General features: G+C 71.5%; 14 protein-coding genes. 7 read left to right on the top strand and 7 right to left on the bottom strand.

Annotated features, from left to right (window positions below; translation table 11 throughout):
- Entirely contained in the window at window positions 1–840 is an 840-nt protein-coding gene (locus ACY34J_RS05375) for a YihY/virulence factor BrkB family protein (RefSeq protein WP_462725319.1), read from the bottom strand.
- 502 nt (window positions 841–1,342) lie between these two features.
- On the opposite strand from ACY34J_RS05375, the gene ACY34J_RS05370 reads away from it, so the two are divergent.
- The 4 genes from ACY34J_RS05370 to ACY34J_RS05355 are packed head-to-tail and all read left to right on the top strand — an operon-like array spanning window position 1,343 to window position 5,896.
- Window positions 1,343–2,713, top strand: a complete 1,371-nt coding sequence (locus ACY34J_RS05370; protein WP_462725318.1) for a four-carbon acid sugar kinase family protein — start codon at window positions 1,343–1,345, stop codon at window positions 2,711–2,713.
- On the top strand, window positions 2,710–3,747 hold the full coding sequence (pdxA, locus tag ACY34J_RS05365; RefSeq protein WP_462725317.1) for a 4-hydroxythreonine-4-phosphate dehydrogenase PdxA: 1,038 nt from the start codon (window positions 2,710–2,712) through the stop codon (window positions 3,745–3,747). Before ACY34J_RS05370 ends, pdxA begins: the two co-directional genes overlap by 4 nt.
- Window positions 3,748–3,794: 47 nt before the next feature.
- Entirely contained in the window at window positions 3,795–5,111 is a 1,317-nt protein-coding gene (locus ACY34J_RS05360) for an MFS transporter (RefSeq protein WP_462725316.1), read from the top strand.
- Window positions 5,108–5,896, top strand: a complete 789-nt coding sequence (locus ACY34J_RS05355; protein WP_462725315.1) for a DeoR/GlpR family DNA-binding transcription regulator — start codon at window positions 5,108–5,110, stop codon at window positions 5,894–5,896. Before ACY34J_RS05360 ends, ACY34J_RS05355 begins: the two co-directional genes overlap by 4 nt.
- Before the next feature lie 71 nt (window positions 5,897–5,967).
- On the opposite strand, the gene ACY34J_RS05350 is transcribed toward ACY34J_RS05355, so the two are convergent.
- The 5 genes from ACY34J_RS05350 to ACY34J_RS05330 form a co-directional block, all read right to left on the bottom strand.
- Window positions 5,968–6,210 (bottom strand): biotin carboxylase N-terminal domain-containing protein, encoded by a 243-nt coding sequence (locus tag ACY34J_RS05350; RefSeq protein ID WP_462725314.1) that lies wholly within the window; start codon window positions 6,208–6,210, stop codon window positions 5,968–5,970.
- Between the two features lie 61 nt (window positions 6,211–6,271).
- Window positions 6,272–7,576, bottom strand: coding sequence for an MFS transporter (locus ACY34J_RS05345; protein ID WP_462725313.1), 1,305 nt, complete (start codon window positions 7,574–7,576; stop codon window positions 6,272–6,274).
- Between the two features lie 81 nt (window positions 7,577–7,657).
- On the bottom strand, window positions 7,658–8,236 hold the full coding sequence (locus tag ACY34J_RS05340) for an HhH-GPD-type base excision DNA repair protein (RefSeq protein WP_462725312.1): 579 nt from the start codon (window positions 8,234–8,236) through the stop codon (window positions 7,658–7,660).
- Window positions 8,237–8,394: 158 nt separating this feature from the next.
- Window positions 8,395–9,348: a hypothetical protein gene (locus ACY34J_RS05335; protein WP_462725311.1), complete on the bottom strand. Its 954-nt coding sequence runs from the start codon at window positions 9,346–9,348 to the stop codon at window positions 8,395–8,397.
- 200 nt (window positions 9,349–9,548) lie between these two features.
- Entirely contained in the window at window positions 9,549–10,643 is a 1,095-nt protein-coding gene (locus tag ACY34J_RS05330) for a PP2C family protein-serine/threonine phosphatase (RefSeq protein WP_462761937.1), read from the bottom strand.
- Window positions 10,644–10,820: 177 nt separating this feature from the next.
- Here ACY34J_RS05330 and ACY34J_RS05325 point away from each other — a divergent pair, with 177 nt between their 5' ends.
- Window positions 10,821–12,299: a glutamate--cysteine ligase gene (locus ACY34J_RS05325; protein WP_462725309.1), complete on the top strand. Its 1,479-nt coding sequence runs from the start codon at window positions 10,821–10,823 to the stop codon at window positions 12,297–12,299.
- 81 nt (window positions 12,300–12,380) lie between these two features.
- Window positions 12,381–13,400, top strand: a complete 1,020-nt coding sequence (locus ACY34J_RS05320) for a zinc-dependent alcohol dehydrogenase family protein (RefSeq protein ID WP_462725308.1) — start codon at window positions 12,381–12,383, stop codon at window positions 13,398–13,400.
- A gap of 27 nt (window positions 13,401–13,427) precedes the next feature.
- Here the strand turns inward: ACY34J_RS05320 and ACY34J_RS05315 are convergent, their stop codons facing one another.
- Window positions 13,428–14,213, bottom strand: coding sequence for an Fpg/Nei family DNA glycosylase (locus tag ACY34J_RS05315; protein WP_462725307.1), 786 nt, complete (start codon window positions 14,211–14,213; stop codon window positions 13,428–13,430).
- A 294-nt stretch (window positions 14,214–14,507) separates the two neighbouring features.
- Here ACY34J_RS05315 and ACY34J_RS05310 point away from each other — a divergent pair, with 294 nt between their 5' ends.
- Window positions 14,508–15,983: an MGH1-like glycoside hydrolase domain-containing protein gene (locus ACY34J_RS05310; protein ID WP_462725306.1), complete on the top strand. Its 1,476-nt coding sequence runs from the start codon at window positions 14,508–14,510 to the stop codon at window positions 15,981–15,983.
- Window positions 15,984–16,003: the final 20 nt, after the last annotated feature.

Here is a 16,003-nt window from a genome sequence, read left to right as displayed (position 1 = left end):
TCACCGGCGCAGCTTGGCCAGTTCGGCGTTGAACTGTGCGCCGGTGAGCAGGGCGAGGTTGGACAGCCACAGCCACACCAGGAAGACGATGATCCCGGCGAGTGATCCATACAGGCGGTTGTACGTGCCGACGTGGGAGGCGTAGAGGGCGAAGCATCCGGAGGCCAGAAGCCACAGGACGAGGGCGAGCGCCCCGCCCGGCACCCGGCGGCGAACGCCGCGCGTCTCGGCGGGTCCGGTGCGGAACACCACCAGGACCAGTACGGCGGCCAGGCACAGCAGAAGTGGCCACTGCACGGCGTTCCACGCGGTGCCGACGGCCCCGCCCACCCCGAGCAACCTGCCGCCGGCACGGGCGAGTTCCCCGGTGACCAGCAGCGCGATAGCGCTGGAAATGAGCAGTGCCAGCAGCACCAGCGCCGTGAGCGCGATCCGGGGCGCGGTGCGCCACACCGGGCGGCAGTCCTTGACCCCGTGCATGGCGTGCAGGGCGCGGCGGAAGACGGCCAGGTAGCTGGAGGCGGACCACAGCGCACCGGCTGTGCCGAGCACGGCCAGCAGCCATGCGGAACGCTGGTCGGCCATGCTTGTGAGCGTGTGCTCCATGACGCCACGGGACTCGGCGGGTACGACAGCGCTGACGTGGCCGATGAGGTCCTGGACGGCCGCCGCGCGGGTGATCCCGATCAGGGAGACGAGGACGAGCAGCGTCGGGAAGATCGCGAGTACCGCGTAATAGGTGAGCGCGGCGGCCCAGTCGGTGACGTCGTCCCTCCAGACGGATGCCGGGGTGCGGCGCAGCGCGACCAGGCAGTCCTGGTGGCTGGGGAGTCCCGGCATGTTGTTCACGGGTGTGGCCGGGGGTGCGCCGCCCTCCACCTCAGGTCGCGGCGCTGTCACAGTCCCTCGCGAGTTCGGCCTCGGCCGTCAGCGGCTGCTTCCGCTCTGCGGTCGGGTCCTCCGGCCCGGCCGGCGGTGCATCGACCGCTACGCAGGGCTCTTTCCTGCTCGTTGGGCATCGGGGGCAGCCACCTCCGTACGGACGTTAGCGCAAGCACTTCTGCTCGTGCTGTCGAACACACAGTGTTCCCGTCCTGGCCAGACGCATGGCGCGGACCGAAACGGGTGTGAAGGAGGCGTGAACCGCCGCGACGCCGGCGTGGCACCCCGCGCCGAGCACGCAGACCATTGTGCGCGATCCGCGCAGGATGACGGCGCCTGCGTATCCCTTGACATGCCTGTGCGGGGGCCACCACCCTTCAATTGACTGATTCACGCACAAGAACCTGCGCGAACTGGTCAGTTAGGCGAAGGGGCCGAACGCAGCCGAGAGGGGAACCCCGTGGCACAGGTGCTTGTGGTGGCCGATGACCTCACCGGCAGCAACGCCACCGGAGCACTCTTCGCCCGGCTCGGACTGCGGGCGGTCACCGTCGGCGACCTCGCGCAGGTGCCGCGCTATGCCGACCGCGTTGACGTCCTGGTCGTCAACACCGGCTCCCGGCACTTCCCCGAGACAGACGGTTATGCCGCCGTGCGCGCCGTCGCCGAAGCCGTCGGCGACGTCTCCCTCGTCGTCAAGCGCGTCGACACCACCCTCCGCGGGAACCCGGGCCGCGAACTGGACGCGACCGTCGATGCCCTGACAAGGCGTCACCCCAGAACCCCGGTCCGCGTCCTCGCGGTGCCCGCGTTCCCGGACGCCGGCCGTACCACCGTCGGCGGGATGCACCTGGTGGACGGGGTGCCGCTGACCCGTACGGCGGTTGCCCGCGACCCTTTCACCCCGGTACGGCACTCCCGCGTGGCAGCCGTCCTCGGCGAACAGAGCGCGCTGACCGTCGCGGAAATCCCGCTCGATGTCGTCGAGTACGGCCCCGAGGCCGTCGCGGCGGCGCTGCGCGCCTCCGCCGATGTCATGGTGTGCGACGCCACCGAGAACGAGCATCTGCGCACCGTCGCCGCCGCGGCCGCCCGGGTGGCGGCCGAGGACGGGGTGCGCTGGATCTCGCTGGATTCCGGCCCGTTCGGCGCGGCGTTCGCGGCGGAACTGGGCATCCGGCCGGCCGGCGCCTCACCCGCGCGCATCCTGGCGATCGTCGGCAGCGCCACCGACCGTACCCGTGAGCAACTCGCCGGCACCGAAACCGCCCTCGGCGCGCACTACGCCCAGCTGGACCCGGCCGACCCCGCACCGGACGCCGACCGGATCGTCCGTGAGCTGCGGTCGGCAGCCGAGGCCGGGGCATCGGTGCTCGGCGTACGGATCGCGCCCGGCGCAGTCCACGACCCGGCCGCCGCCACCCGTATCCTGCGCTGCCTGTCGGACGTGGCCGCTCTGGCGGTGCCGCGGTTGCGTCCCGGCGGGCTGTACGTCTCGGGCGGCGACGTCGCCGCCGCGGTCACCACCGCCCTGGGTGCGGACGGCTTCGCCATCGAGTCCGAGGTACTGCCGCTGGCGGTGGCCGGTCATCTGGTGGGCGGCCCGCACGACGGGCTGCTCTTCGCCACCAAGGGCGGCCTGATCGGCGGATCCGATGCCGCCGTGGCCTGTCTGGAGCACCTGCGGGCCATGTGCACACGTCATGCCGGCGCCCAGGTACCGGAGGTACCGCGAAGATCCGGCTCCGCCCCGCTCCCCCAGTCTCCCGATACCTCCCAGCTCCCCCCACATCCGAACCAGCGAAACACCGAAAAGAGGGCACCATCATGACCAGCCGTCGGCTCCCTGTCCTCGCCGTCACCCTCGGCGATCCCGCGGGCATCGGCCCGGAGATCACCGCCCGGACCCTGGCCGACCCGGACACCGCCGCCCTCGCCCACGGCATCGCGGTCGGCGACGCCGCCGTGCTGCGCCGCGCCGTCGCGGTGTGCGGTCTGGATGTCTCCGTCAACGCCGTCGGCTCGGTCGGCGAGGCCCGCTTCGAGCCGGGCACCATCGACATCCTCGACCTGGGTATCGCCGGCGACGACCTGGAGTGGGGCACGGTCGGCGCCGTCGCCGGACGCTCCGCCATCGCCGCCATCGAGGCCGCCACCCGGTCCGCGCTCGCCGAGGAGGTCGACGGCATCGTCACCGCGCCCATCAACAAGGAGGCGATCTGGGCGGCGGGTTCACGGCATCTCGGCCACACCGAGATGCTGGGCGAGCTCACCGGCGCCGAGCACTTCGACACCATGTTCGTGGTCCGCGGCCTGAAGATCTTCTTCACCACGCGGCATGTGTCCCTGCGTACGGCGCTGGACCAGATCACCGAGGAACGGGTGGCGCGCAGCATCCGTCACGCCCTCACCGCCCTGCGGGTCTTCGGTCACGACGAGCCGCGGCTCGCCGTCGCCGCGATCAATCCGCACGGCGGTGAGGGCGGCCACTTCGGGGACGAGGAAATCACCGCGCTGCGCCCCGCCGTGGAGAAGGCCGCTGCCGAGGGTCTCGGGGTCGTCGGCCCCATTCCGGCCGACTCGGTGTTCCACCAGGGACTGCAGGGCCGCTTCGACGGCGTGCTCTCCCACTTCCACGACCAGGGCCACATCCCGGCCAAGACGGTGGACTTCGACGGCACGGTCTCGGTGACCGTCGGACTGCCGATCCTGCGCACCTCGGTGGACCACGGCACCGCCTTCGACATCGCCGGTACGGGGCAGGCGTCGCCCGCCACCATGGCTGCCGCGTTCCGCGCCGCAGCCGAGTTCAGCGGTTCCCGGGACCGCATCCGGGCCACCTACGGCACCACGTCCGGCGCTTGAGCAGACACCGTCCCAGCACGCCCGCCCACTCGTACGCAGGAGCCGCCATGTCCCAGAACCCGGCAGCGCCGCCGGCCACCGGCGCGATACCCGCCCAGCGCTGGACGTACGTCATCCCCGTCGCCGCCTTCATGTACATGCTGGCGTATCTGGACCGCAACAACATCTCCGTGGTCCTGCCGTATCTGGACGGCGATCTGAAGCTCTCGGCCGCCGACCAGGGCCTGATCAGCGGGATCTTCTTCATCGGATATGTCTTCCTGCAGATACCCGCCGCGATCCTGGCCCAGCGCTGGAGCGCCCGTAAGACCGTCCTCATTCTGATGGTCTCGTGGGGCCTGGCCGCGATGGCCTGCGGACTCGTACAGACCAAGGGTCAGTTCTACGCGGCGCGCCTGCTCCTCGGGTTTTTCGAGGGCGGAGTGTGGCCGGCCGTGCTCATCCTGCTCGCGTCGTGGTTCCCGCTGCGCGAGCGGGCCCGCGCCAACGCCCTGTGGATGGCCTGCCTGCCGATCTCCTCGATCATCATGGCCCCGCTGTCCGGCTTCATGCTGGACCACATGAGCTGGCGCTGGGTGCTCATCGCGCAGGGCATTCCGCCGCTGGTGTGGGGACTGGTGTGGTGGTTCGCCGTCGCCGACCGCCCGGATCAGGCGCGCTGGATCTCCCGCGCCGAAGCCGACCACCTGCGGCGCGAGCTGGCCGCAGACGAGGCCGCCAAGCCGGCCGCGGGCAGCGGCTCGTACCTCGCCGCGATCCGGCAGAAGTCCGTCATGCTGCTCATCGCCGTCTACTTCTTCTGGATCACGGGCTTCTACGGCTTCAGTCTGTGGCTGCCGTCGGTCATCAAGACCCTCTCGCACGACGGCTCGGCGACGGAGGTCGGTCTGCTCACCTCCATCCCGTTCACTGTGGCGCTGGTCGCGATGGTGGCGTGCGCGGCCTGGTCCGACCGCACCGGCAGGCGGCGGCACGCCGTTGCGGTTCCCCTCGTCGTCGGCATCGTGGCGCTGCTGCTGGGCCAGGTGGTGCATGGCGCGGTCGTCCAGATGCTGCTGCTGTGCGTGGTCGCCGCGGCGCTGTACGCGCCGTACGGACCGTTCTGGGCCATCCCCGGAGAGCTGCTGCGCATCGAGGTGGTGGCGGTCGCGATGGGGCTGATCAACGCCCTCGGCAACCTCGGCGGCTTCGTCGGTCCGTATCTGGTCGGCTGGCTCACCGACATCACGGGAGCGAGCCTGACCGGGTTCGCGGTGCTCGCCGGCTTCCTCGCGGTGGCCGTGGCCTTGGTGACGCTGGGGCTGAGGCCGCACGTCCGCGGCACGGCGGCAGCTCCCGCACCGGCCGCCGAGGGTGCGCGATGACGGGCAGCCGCCCTCGCGCCCCGCGCCGCGGCACCGCGAGGCGCCGTGACGACATGCTGCGGGAGGTGCTGGCCGGCAACGGCGACATCGCCGAACTCGCCGCCCGCTTCGAGGTATCGGTGTCCACCGTCCGCCGCGACCTGCAGCAGCTGGCCGACGACGGGCACATCCACCGTACGTACGGGGGCGCGGTCGCCGGCGGGCACGCCGTGGAGCGCACGCTGGACGAGAAGGAGTCCGGCAACCGCGCGCAGAAGGAGGCCATCGCGAAGGTCGCGGCCGACTGGGTCGCGGACGGCGATGTGGTGCTGATCGACGCGGGCACCACCACGGGACGGCTCGCCCGGTACCTGCGCTCGCGCGACGGGCTGACGGTGATCACCAACTCCACCACCGCACTGCGCCACCTCGCGGACGCACCCGGCGTCGAGCTGATCGTGCTCGGCGGCCGGGTGCGCCGGCCCAACGGGGCGATCCTGGGTCCCACGGGCGAGGAGATGCTGCGGCGGATGACCCCCGACCGGGTCTTCCTCGGCGCCGACGGCGTCCACGCGCGCGACGGTCTCTCGTGCCCCTCCCTGGAACAGGCGCACATCAAGCAGCTGATGGCGCGACGGGGGCGCGAGGTGTGCGTACTCGCCGACGCCTCGAAGCTGGGCAGCAGTCCGTTCCCCTACCACGCGCTGCCGGAGCGGCCCTGGACGCTGCTCACCGACGGCGGGGCCGGACCGGAGGCGGTACGGGAGTTCGCCGCCACCGAACTGTGCACGGTGGTCACCGCGTAACAGCGGGCCTGTTCACCAGGTGTCGATGCAGGGGCGCGAGCCGCGGGCGCGGCCATGCGCCCCCGCATCGCTCAGCAGGGGAACACCTCGAGGAGATCCGGGCCGGGCCCCACCCAGGTCAGGCACCCGTCGATGCACCGCCGCGCGAAGTCCGCGTTCTCGGCGAGCAGGCCGTAGCCGGGGTGGACGGCGTCGCATCCCGCGCGCACCGCCGCGGCGACCACGTCCGCGGCGTCGAGGAACGCGCCCGGTCCCTCGCCGTCCAGCGCGACAGCCTCGTCGGCCAGGCGGACGTGCAGCGCGTCAGTCGGCACGCGTAAAGGCAACCTAGCCGGAGGGTAAGAACCGCGACGAAAGTGCGGTAGGGACTCGGGGTCAACCGGTAACGGGGGTGTGCGGATACGCGGGCCGCCGCCCGGGCGAGCGCAGCACCAGCGCCATCAGCGCCGCCATCGCGCACAGCGCCCCGGAGGCGAACCAGACCATGTCGTAGGAGCCCAGCGCATCCCGTACCACGCCCCCGAGGAAGGCGACTACCGCGGCGCCCATCTGGTGCCCGGCGCTCACCCACCCGAAGACGATGGCGCCGTCCGGGCCGTAGAGTTCCCGGCTGAGCGCGATGGTCGGCGGCACGGTCGCCACATCGAGCAGGCCGAAGGCGACGACGAAGAAGATCATTGACGGCCGCACGACCGGTGCCAGCAGCAGCGGCAGAAAGACCAGCGAGGTCCCGCGCAGGGCGTAGGTGACGGCGAGCAGCCGCCGGGCGTCGTACCGGTCCGTGAGCCACCCCGAGGCGATGGTGCCGCCGACGTTGAAGACCCCGATCAGCGCGAGCAGCGAGGCCGCGGCCGTCATCGGCATGCCATGGTCGTGCGCGGCGGGGGCGAAGTGGGCCAGCATGATGCCGTTGGTGGAGGCGCCGCAGATCGCGAAGGTCCCTGCCAGCAGCCAGAACGGTCCGGTCCGGGCCGCCTGGTGCAGCACCCCCACTGTCCGCCGGGCGGCCCCGGACGCCGGAGCGGGCTTCGGCTGGAACTCCTCGGCCCCGTACGGCTCCACGCCCGCGTCGGCGGGATGGTCGCGCAGCAGCAGCCACGCCGGCGGTACGACGGCCAGGGCGACCAGCGTCATGGACAGCGCGGCCGGACGCCACGCGTAGCGGTCGATGATCCAGGCGAGCAGCGGCAGAGACGCCAGCTGTCCGAACACGTTCGCCGCGGTCAGGATGCCGGTGACGAGACCGCGCCGCCGGACGAACCAGCGGCCGGCGATGGTCGCGGCCAAGGCCATCGCCATCGCACCACAGCCCCCTCCGACCAGCACTCCCCAGGCCAGGACGAGCTGCCAGGGCTGTGTCATCACCGTGGTCACGGCCGCGCCCGCGGCGGTGGTGCTCAGCGCGAGGGTGACGACGCGGCGGACGCCGAAGCGGTCCATCAGCGCGGCGGCGAAGGGGGCGGTCAGCCCGTACACGGCCATGTTCACCGAGACCGCGGATCCGATGGTGCTGCGTGACCAGCCGAATTCCTGGTGCAGCGGGCCGACGAGCAGCCCTGGTACGGCGGTGAAGGCGGCGGAGACGACGATGGCTAAGGCCGCGGCTCCGGCGACCGGCCAGGCGCGGTGCACGCGGGGCCGGACGGCGGGCGCGGGGAGGGGTGTGAGGCAGGAGGTCATACGCACGACCCTGCAGGCAGGGGCCGTCGTCACACGAGTGGCCGGAGAGCCCCTATGCGCAAGGATCGGGCCACGCCTCGCTCAGGACTTCTTGGCGGCGCGTTTGGCTTCCTGCTTGTAGGCACGGACCTTGGCCAGCGACTCGGGCCCGGTGATGTCGGCGACCGAGCGGTAGGAGCCTTCTTCGCCATACGACCCTGCCGCCTCCCGCCAGCCCTCGGGTCTCACCCCGAACTGCTTGCCCAGCAGCGCGAGGAAGATCTGGGCCTTCTGCTTGCCGAATCCGGGCAGGGCGTTGAGGCGTTCGAGAAGTTCCTTGCCGCTGCGCACGTCGCGCCACAGGCCGGACACTTCGCCGTCGTAGTGCTCGACCAGGTACTGGCACAGCTGCTGGATCCGCTTGGCCATGGAGCCCGGGTAACGGTGCACGGCGGGCTTGGCCGACAGCAGCGCCTGGAACGCCTCCGGGTCGTAGGCAGCGATCTCGTGCGCGTCGAGGTCGTCGCGGCCCATGCGCTGCGCGATGGTGTACGGGCCGGTGAACGCCCACTCCATGGGGATCTGCTGATCGAGAAGCATTCCGATCAGCAGGGCCAGCGGGCTACGGCTGAGGAGTTCATCGGCCTCCGGCTCCTGTGCGAGCCGAACAGTGGTGTTCATGGGTGCCCCCATCCGCCTTCCTCTGTGCGGCGCTTCCTCTGTCGCAGGGCAGGAAACGCTCTTCGGGACACCATGCTGCGCCATGAGCCGATTCGCGTGCTGCCGACGCTCGCTGTCACCGGGGTGAGTTCCCCCCGGGGTGCTCCGGGCTGCGCCCGTCACCGCTTGTCCGGGCGCTCGCCGCGCGGGCTGCCGCTCCGTACCTGCTCCACCTGGGCGGCCGCCGCCTCGGCGCGCTCGCGGGCGCGACCGGCCGCCTCATGGGCCCGCTTCGCCTTCGCGCGGGCGGCGCGCTCCGCCTTCTTGGCATTGCCGAGTTCCTCACGAACCTGCCGCAGTTCGGCCTCCAGCTGCTCGGCCCGGGTCTCGGCCTGCTGCCGCCACTCTTCGCTGCCCGCCAGCTCATGGTCGGCCGTGACGGCTCCCTTGGCACTCGCGCGGGCGGCCTGCTGGAGCGCTTCCGCGTGCTCACGGGCGCGGGCCACCCGCTCGTACTGCTCGCGCTCGGCGCGGTCCCGCTGGGCCTGCTCGGCCTGCTTGGCCTGCTGCCGGCGGCGTGCGGCCAGATCCGTCACCTCGGCCGGACGCGCCCGCACAGCGCCGCCCGGAGACTTCGCCGGGCGCAGCCGGTGAACGGTGGCCTCCGTGGGCGGGCCGAAGCCGACAGGAGGGGTCAGAGGCTTCGCCAGCCGGCCGGTGGCCAACTCCCGGGCGGCATCGGGGTCGGCCAGGGCGGCGTGCACGGTGGCCTCGATCTCGCGCAGGACGCTCTCCCCCACCCGGCGGCCCGCCTTCGCGGCGAGCTGCTGAGCCTGCCGCGACAACGCGGAGACGAGCTGCCGCTGCTGCTGTGAAAGGTCGCGCAGCTGCTGTCCGTTCAGCTCCCGGTGGGCACGGCGCAGCTGCTCGCCGAGGCCCAGCAGCGCCGTGATCTGCTCGCGGTCATGGCGTACGAGGAGGTTGACCGCCCAGGCGGCCATGGTGGGACGGCGCAGGGCGCGGATCTTGGCGCCCTGCCCGCGCGGAGCGTTGCGTGCCGCCTGATCGCGGGCGGCGGTGAACTCCTCGGGCGGCAGCCCGTACAGCTCGTCGGCGACATCCTCCCAACCCATGCTTGGAGGATTTCACCCTTTTGGGATGCCCGAGGGGCCGGTTACGCCAGGCGGCCTCATGGGGTGCGGTGAAACCGGTCCCGCGGGCAGGATGCGGTCACCCGGGGGGCTCCGGCCGCGGCCATTTTCCGGTCTCACAGCCGCGGTGCTCGATGAAGTCCTTGAACCGGTCCCAAAACTCGTGCCGCCTGTGGGCTGGTTCACGCCGACTGGGTGCGCTCGATGGCGATCAGCGCGGCGTCGTCGCCAAGGCTTCCGCCCACGAAGTCCAGCAGATCGGCGCGGATGGTCCGCAGCAGTTCATCGGGGCCGCCCGCGTTCCAGGATGTGAGGCGCTCGGCAAGCGGATAGAACTCGCCCGACACGCCCCGGGCTTCGATCACGCCGTCGGTGTAGAGGAGAAGCAGGTCGTCGGGCAGGAATGGGCAGGTGCCGACCTCGTAGACCGGATCCGTCAGTGCGCCGAGGCCCAGCGGCGGAGCGGGACGGCTGAGCTCGAGAGGGATGATCTCGCCCCGGCGGAGCAGCAGCGGCGGGGGATGACCGAGATTGATCAGGTGGATCTCGGGGGCGTGGTGGGGTATGTCGAGGACCACGGCCGTGACGAAGTCCTCTTCGGCGTCCTTTTCTTCCTCGGCGAGCTCGATCAGATCGCGGCTCACGCTGCCTTCCAGATAGGCGGCGACCTCGGGAAGCGTCGTATGCCGATGGGCAGCCTCCCGGAAGGCCCCGAGCAGCAGCGCGGCATCGCCGATGGACTCCAGGCCCTTGCCCCGGACATCGCCGATGATCAGCCGTGTGGTGTTGTCGGTGCGCGCCGCGGCGTAAAGGTCGCCACCGATGTGCGCTTCGGCCTCGGCGGCCAGATATACGGACGCGACCTGCAGCGGGCCGATGGCCCGCGGGAGGGGTCTGAGCAGTACGCGCTGCGCGGCCTCGGCCACGGAGCGTACCTGGGAGAGCTGGCGCTCCCTCCGCTCGCGCAGGTAGGTGTAGACGACGACGAAGGCCGAGATGATCACCAGGGCGATGATCTGCACCTCGTGATTGAGCGTGGTGACGCCGCCCCGTGCGAAGCCGACGACCACTAGTGCCGCCACGGCGAGGGCCCCGATGAGCGCGGTGAGCCGAGGACCGCCGAAGGAGGCGGTGATCGCGGGGGCGGCGACCAGCAGCGGGCCGAGGTGGACGTTCCACGGGAAGAAGAAGATGTCCACCACCATGACCGCGGCGATCAGCCCGAGCGGGATCGCGACCAGCGCATGGGCCGCACGCCATGGCCGGCTGAGTTCCATAAGGGCCCCCTGCAGGCGCACGTCTCCATTACACCCCCCTGTCGCGGGCACTGGCACATCCCTCGCCGAGCCGAGTCGGTGGCTGTCCGTCCCCTCCGCTCACCGCTGGCCCGCGCGGGTCCCGGCATGCGACGCTGAGATCCGGGGGCGGCTGCCGAGGAGACCTCGGGAGGGCTGATGGGACGGGATGTCCCGGCGCTGGTGTTCACCCGCGACGACCGCCGCAGGTACCGGCACAAGATGCAGCTGTGTCTGGACGCTTTCGCGCGGATGCTGCGCGAGTCGCGCTTCGAGGCCGAGCGGCCCCGGGTCGGGCTGGAGATCGAGCTGAACCTGGTGGACGGGGCCGGAGAGCCGGCGATGCGCAACACCGAGGTGCTCGAGGCGATCGCCGATCCGGCGTGGTCCACCGAGCTCGGCCGGTTCAACCTGGAGATCAACATTCCGCCGCGCCAGTTGACCGCCGGTGGCCCGGGCGCCTGGGAGCAGGAGGTTCGCGACGCCCTCAATCACGCGGAGTCGCGGGCCGCGGCCATGGGCGCGCACCTGATCATGATCGGCATTCTGCCGACGCTGCGGCAGAGCGATGTGAGCGCAGCGGCGCTGTCGGACAATCCGCGCTACCGGTTGCTGAACGAGCAGGTGTTCGCGGCGCGGGGCGAGGATCTGCTGATCGCGATCGACGGGGTGGAACGGCTGCGCACCTGGGCCGACACCATCACCCCCGAGGCCGCCTGCACGAGCACGCAGTTCCACTTGCAGGTGAGCCCCGAGGAGTTCGCGAACTACTGGAACGCGGCCCAGCTGATCGCGGGCGTCCAGGTCGCGCTGGCGGCCAATTCTCCTTTCCTGTTCTGCGAGGAGCTGTGGCCCGAGACCCGCATCCCGCTGTTCGAGCAGGCCACCGACACCCGTGCCGAGGAGCTCAAGGTGCAGGGCGTACGGCCACGGGTGTGGTTCGGCGAACGGTGGATCACCTCGGTCTTCGATCTGTTCGAGGAGAACGTCCGCTACTACCCCGCGCTGCTGCCGCTGTGCGACAACGAGGACCCGGTGGAGACCCTGGAGCGCGGGGACATGCCGGAGCTGTCCGAACTGACCCTGCACAACGGGACGATCTACCGCTGGAACCGGCCGGTGTACGCCGTCGCCCACGGCAAACCCCATCTGCGGGTGGAGAACCGAGTCCTGCCGGCCGGCCCGACGATGGCCGACGTGACCGCCAACGGGGGGTTCTACTACGGGCTCGTACGGGCCCTGGCCGAGGAGGAACGGCCGGTGTGGACGCGGATGTCGTTCTCCGCCGCCCAGGACAATCTGCACGCGGCGGCACGGCACGGCATCGACGCCCGCCTGTACTGGCCGGGGATGGGCGAGGTCCCCGCGAGCGAACTGGTGCTGCGGCGCCTGCTGCCGCTGGCCCACCAGGGCCTGGAGCGCTCCGGGCTGGATGCGGCTTGGCGGGAGCCGATGCTCGGCATCATCGAGCAGCGGTGCGTGAGCGGGCGCAACGGCGCAGCGTGGCAGAGCGAGGTGTTCCACGCGATCGACGAGGTGGCGGCCGTCGACCGCCATGAGGCGCTGCGCCGGATGACCCGGCTGTACATGGACTACATGCATCTCAACGCCCCTGTCCACACCTGGCCGGTGGACTGAGGGGCGCTCCGGACCCTGCTGGAACGACCGGGCTCATAGCGGCGAACACGGGGTACCCGGACCCGTGAGAGGAGGGACTGGATGGAGCCGCAGATCCCGTCGGTGACCCGCGCCTGGGTGGTCGAGCGCCCCGGCCCGGTCAGCTCCGGGCCGCTGCGGCGCGTGGAACGCCTCGTGCCCGCGCCCGGGCCCTACGAGCTGCTGGTACGGGTACGGGTGTGCGCCGTGTGCCGGACCGATCTGCACCTGGCGGAGGGCGATCTGCCGCCCCGCAAACCGCAGTGCACCCCAGGTCACCAGGTGGTCGGCGAGGTCATCGCCGCCGGCTCCGAGGTCGAGGGCTTCGGCCTGGGCGACCGGGTGGGCATCGCCTGGCTCGCGGGAACCTGCGGCCAGTGCCGCTTCTGCCGTACGGGGCGGGAGAACCTGTGCCCGAACTCCCGCTACACCGGCTGGGACATCGACGGCGGCTATGCCGATCACACGCTCGTCGACGCCCGGTACGCCTACCACCTGCCAGCGGGCTGGAGCGACGCGGAGGTCGCACCGCTGCTGTGCGCGGGGATCATCGGCTACCGGGCGCTGCTCCGTGCCGACCTGCCGCAGGACGGCCGGCTCGGTATCTACGGATTCGGCGCCTCTGCCCACCTGACCGCCCAGCTGGCCATCGCGCGCGGAGCCACCGTGCATGTCGTCACCCGCACCACCGAGGCGCAGCGGCTGGCGCTGGAATTGGGCGCGGCCTCAGCCGGGGCCGGACCGCCGCCCGAACCGCTCGACTCCGCGATCCTGTTCGCGCCGGCCGGTGAGCTGGTGCCGGTCGCGCTGGCCGCGCTGGACCGGGGCGGAACGCTGGCGGTGGCCGGGATCCATCTGACGCCCATCCCGGGCCTGGACTACGAGCGCCATCTGTTCCAGGAGCGGACCCTGCGCAGCGTGACGGCCAACACGCGCGCGGACGGCCGCGCCTTCCTGGCGGAGGCGGAGCGGGTCCGGCCCACTGTCCGACTGACCCCCTATCCCATGGACCGGGCCGACCAGGCGCTGGCCGATCTGGCGGCCGACCGGATCACCGGCGTGGGCGTACTGATCGCGGACTGACCCGCCGGCCCAGGGTTGCCGGGCCGGTCAGGATTTCTCCGGCTGGCATCGCGGGCACCACAGGGTGCTGCGGCCCGCCGTCCGGGAGCGGCGCAGCGGGTGCCCGCAGCGCGGGCACGCCGGATCGGGGTCGTCCCGGCGGCCGGTGAGCCAGGACGGCCGCGGCGGTACGCATCCCACACGCACCGATGCCCGCAGTACGCGGCGCATTTCGGTGTAGAGCCGTCGGCGCTCGTCGTCGGTGAGTTCGTGGGCGCGGGCCCTGGGATGGATACGCGCCCGCCAGAGGATCTCATCGGCAAGCAGGTTGCCGAGTCCGGCGATCACGGACTGGTCGGTGAGCACCGCTTTGATCGCCGCGCGTCGGCCGGACAGCAGCTGCTCGAATTCGGCGCGGTCCACGGACAGCGCGTCCGGCCCCTGCTCGGACAGGATCTTTTCGACGGTGGCATCGTCCGTCAGCCAGATGCCCTGCAGCTTGCGCTGGTCCCGGAAGCGCAGCTGATCACCGTCCAGGGCGAAGATCACGCGGTCGTGCCGGTCGAGCGGGTCGCTTTCCTGACTGCACAGGAGCCGCCCGGTCATGCCGAAGTGCAGCAGCACGGTGAGACCGTCGTCGGTACGGGCGACAAGCCACTTGCCGTGCCGGGTCGGGGCGGAGAACCGTCGGCCCTCCAGTTCGCGTTTGAACCGCCGCGCGGTGATTCCGTGCAGCACACCCGCATCGCGCACCTCGACCCGTTCGATGCGCCGGCCCTGCCCGCATGAAGCCAGGACCTGCCGGAATCCCTCGACGTCCGGCAGCTCGGGCATCGCGTCAACCGCCTTTCGGGCTCCCCGCACCACTCCTGTAGGAAACGCGGGGATTGTTCCCTTGTTTCGCTCCCGTTCCTCCTGGATCACCCAAAGGCCGTGTCTGAATATGTTCAATCTCACAGACCTGCACATTGAATGCGGAATCTACGATATGCGACATTGTTGAAAATCTCGGCGTCAAGGAGATTCGGAGGGACGGCCGGCTATGTCAGCTCTCGCCGCCCCTCACGCATGCCCTGACATCGACCGCGCCCCTGGCACCGGCGTGCCTGTCCACCGTGAGGCAGGCGTATGACGAGTGCCCTGGAGCCCCCCACATCCGCAGCCGCGGTCGACAGCCGCCGGCAGCTTCGCCAAGCCGCCATCCGCGTACTGCGGGATCACTGGACCGGGCGGGCGACCGTACCCTCGCGAGCGCTGTATCCGCACCAGTGGAGCTGGGACTCGGCGTTCATCGCGATCGGATTGCGCCATCTTTCGCCGCGGCGCGCCCAGCGGGAGCTGGAGACGCTCTTCGACGCGCAGTGGGGCGACGGCCGCATTCCGCACATTGTCTTCAACCCGTCGGTGCCGCTCGGCGCGTACTTCCCGAGCCCCGACTTCTGGCGCTCCTCCACCGCCGGCCGCGGCTGCGGGGCCCCTGTGGACATCCAGACCTCGGGTATCGTGCAGCCGCCGGTGCATGCCGTCGCCGTCTGGCAGGTACACCTGGCCGACCCGGCCGAGTCCCGGCGCCGCGGCTTCCTCGACCGCGTCTACCCGAGCCTCGCCGCCTGGCACCGCTACCTGGCAGCCTCCCGGAACCTGGGCGGCCACGGTCTCGCCGCGATTGTCCACCCCTGGGAACCGGGCCTGGACAACAGCCCGGTCTGGGACCGGCCCCTGCAGCGGGTCGAGCCCACCACGCCCGGCTCGTACCGGCGCGCCGATCTCGACCACAGCCGGCCCGCCGAGCGCCCGACCGACCTCGACTACGCGCGCTACGTGCGCCTCGCCCTCACCTACCGCGAGCACGGCTACGACGACGCCCGCACGCCGCATGACTTCGCCGTCGAGGACCCCTGCTTCAACGCGCTGCTGATCGCCTCCGAGTACGCGCTCGCCGAGATCGCCGACGCCATCGGCGCGGACGCCGCCACCCACCGCCGGCGAGCGGAACAGCTGACGCGCGCCCTGGTCGAGCTGCTGTGGGATCCGACCGCCGAGATCTTCGCCGCGCGTGACCTGGCCACCGGCCGGCTGATCAGCGGGCGCAGCGTCGCGGGGCTGGTCCCGCTCATCGTCCCCGGCCTGCCCGAGGACATCGTCGCGGCGCTGCTGCGCACGGCACACGGCGAGCACTTCCAGCTCGGCAGGCGGCACATGGTGCCCAGCTACGACCTGACCGCCTCGACGTTCGACGGCAGCCGGTACTGGCGGGGTCCCAGCTGGTTCAACACCGCCTGGCTCATCCACCGGGGGCTGGTGCAGTGCGGCAGGCCGGCGGAGGCAGCGCAGCTGCGGGAGTCGACCCTGGCGGCGGCGGAGCGTACGCACTTCGCCGAGTACGTGGATCCGTACAGCGGACAGGGGCGCGGTATCTGCCCGTTCAGCTGGACCGCCGCCCTGGCGCTGGACCTGCTGCAGGGCGCGGAGGCCGCCGATACGGCCGTCCTGCCGGCTGGTGCGCGGACGGTGATCCCGCGGCAGCCGGCCTCCGCTGAGGCACAGGACACCCAGCCGCCCCCGACGATTCCCTCGCCGAGGCGGGCGCCGACGGAGCCATAGGCCGGAATGGGAGTCTCCGC

The organism is Streptomyces sp. HSS9-12, assembly GCF_054963655.1.
Note: the sequence above shows the minus strand (reverse complement) of the source record. Positions and strands in the feature narration are given on the sequence as shown.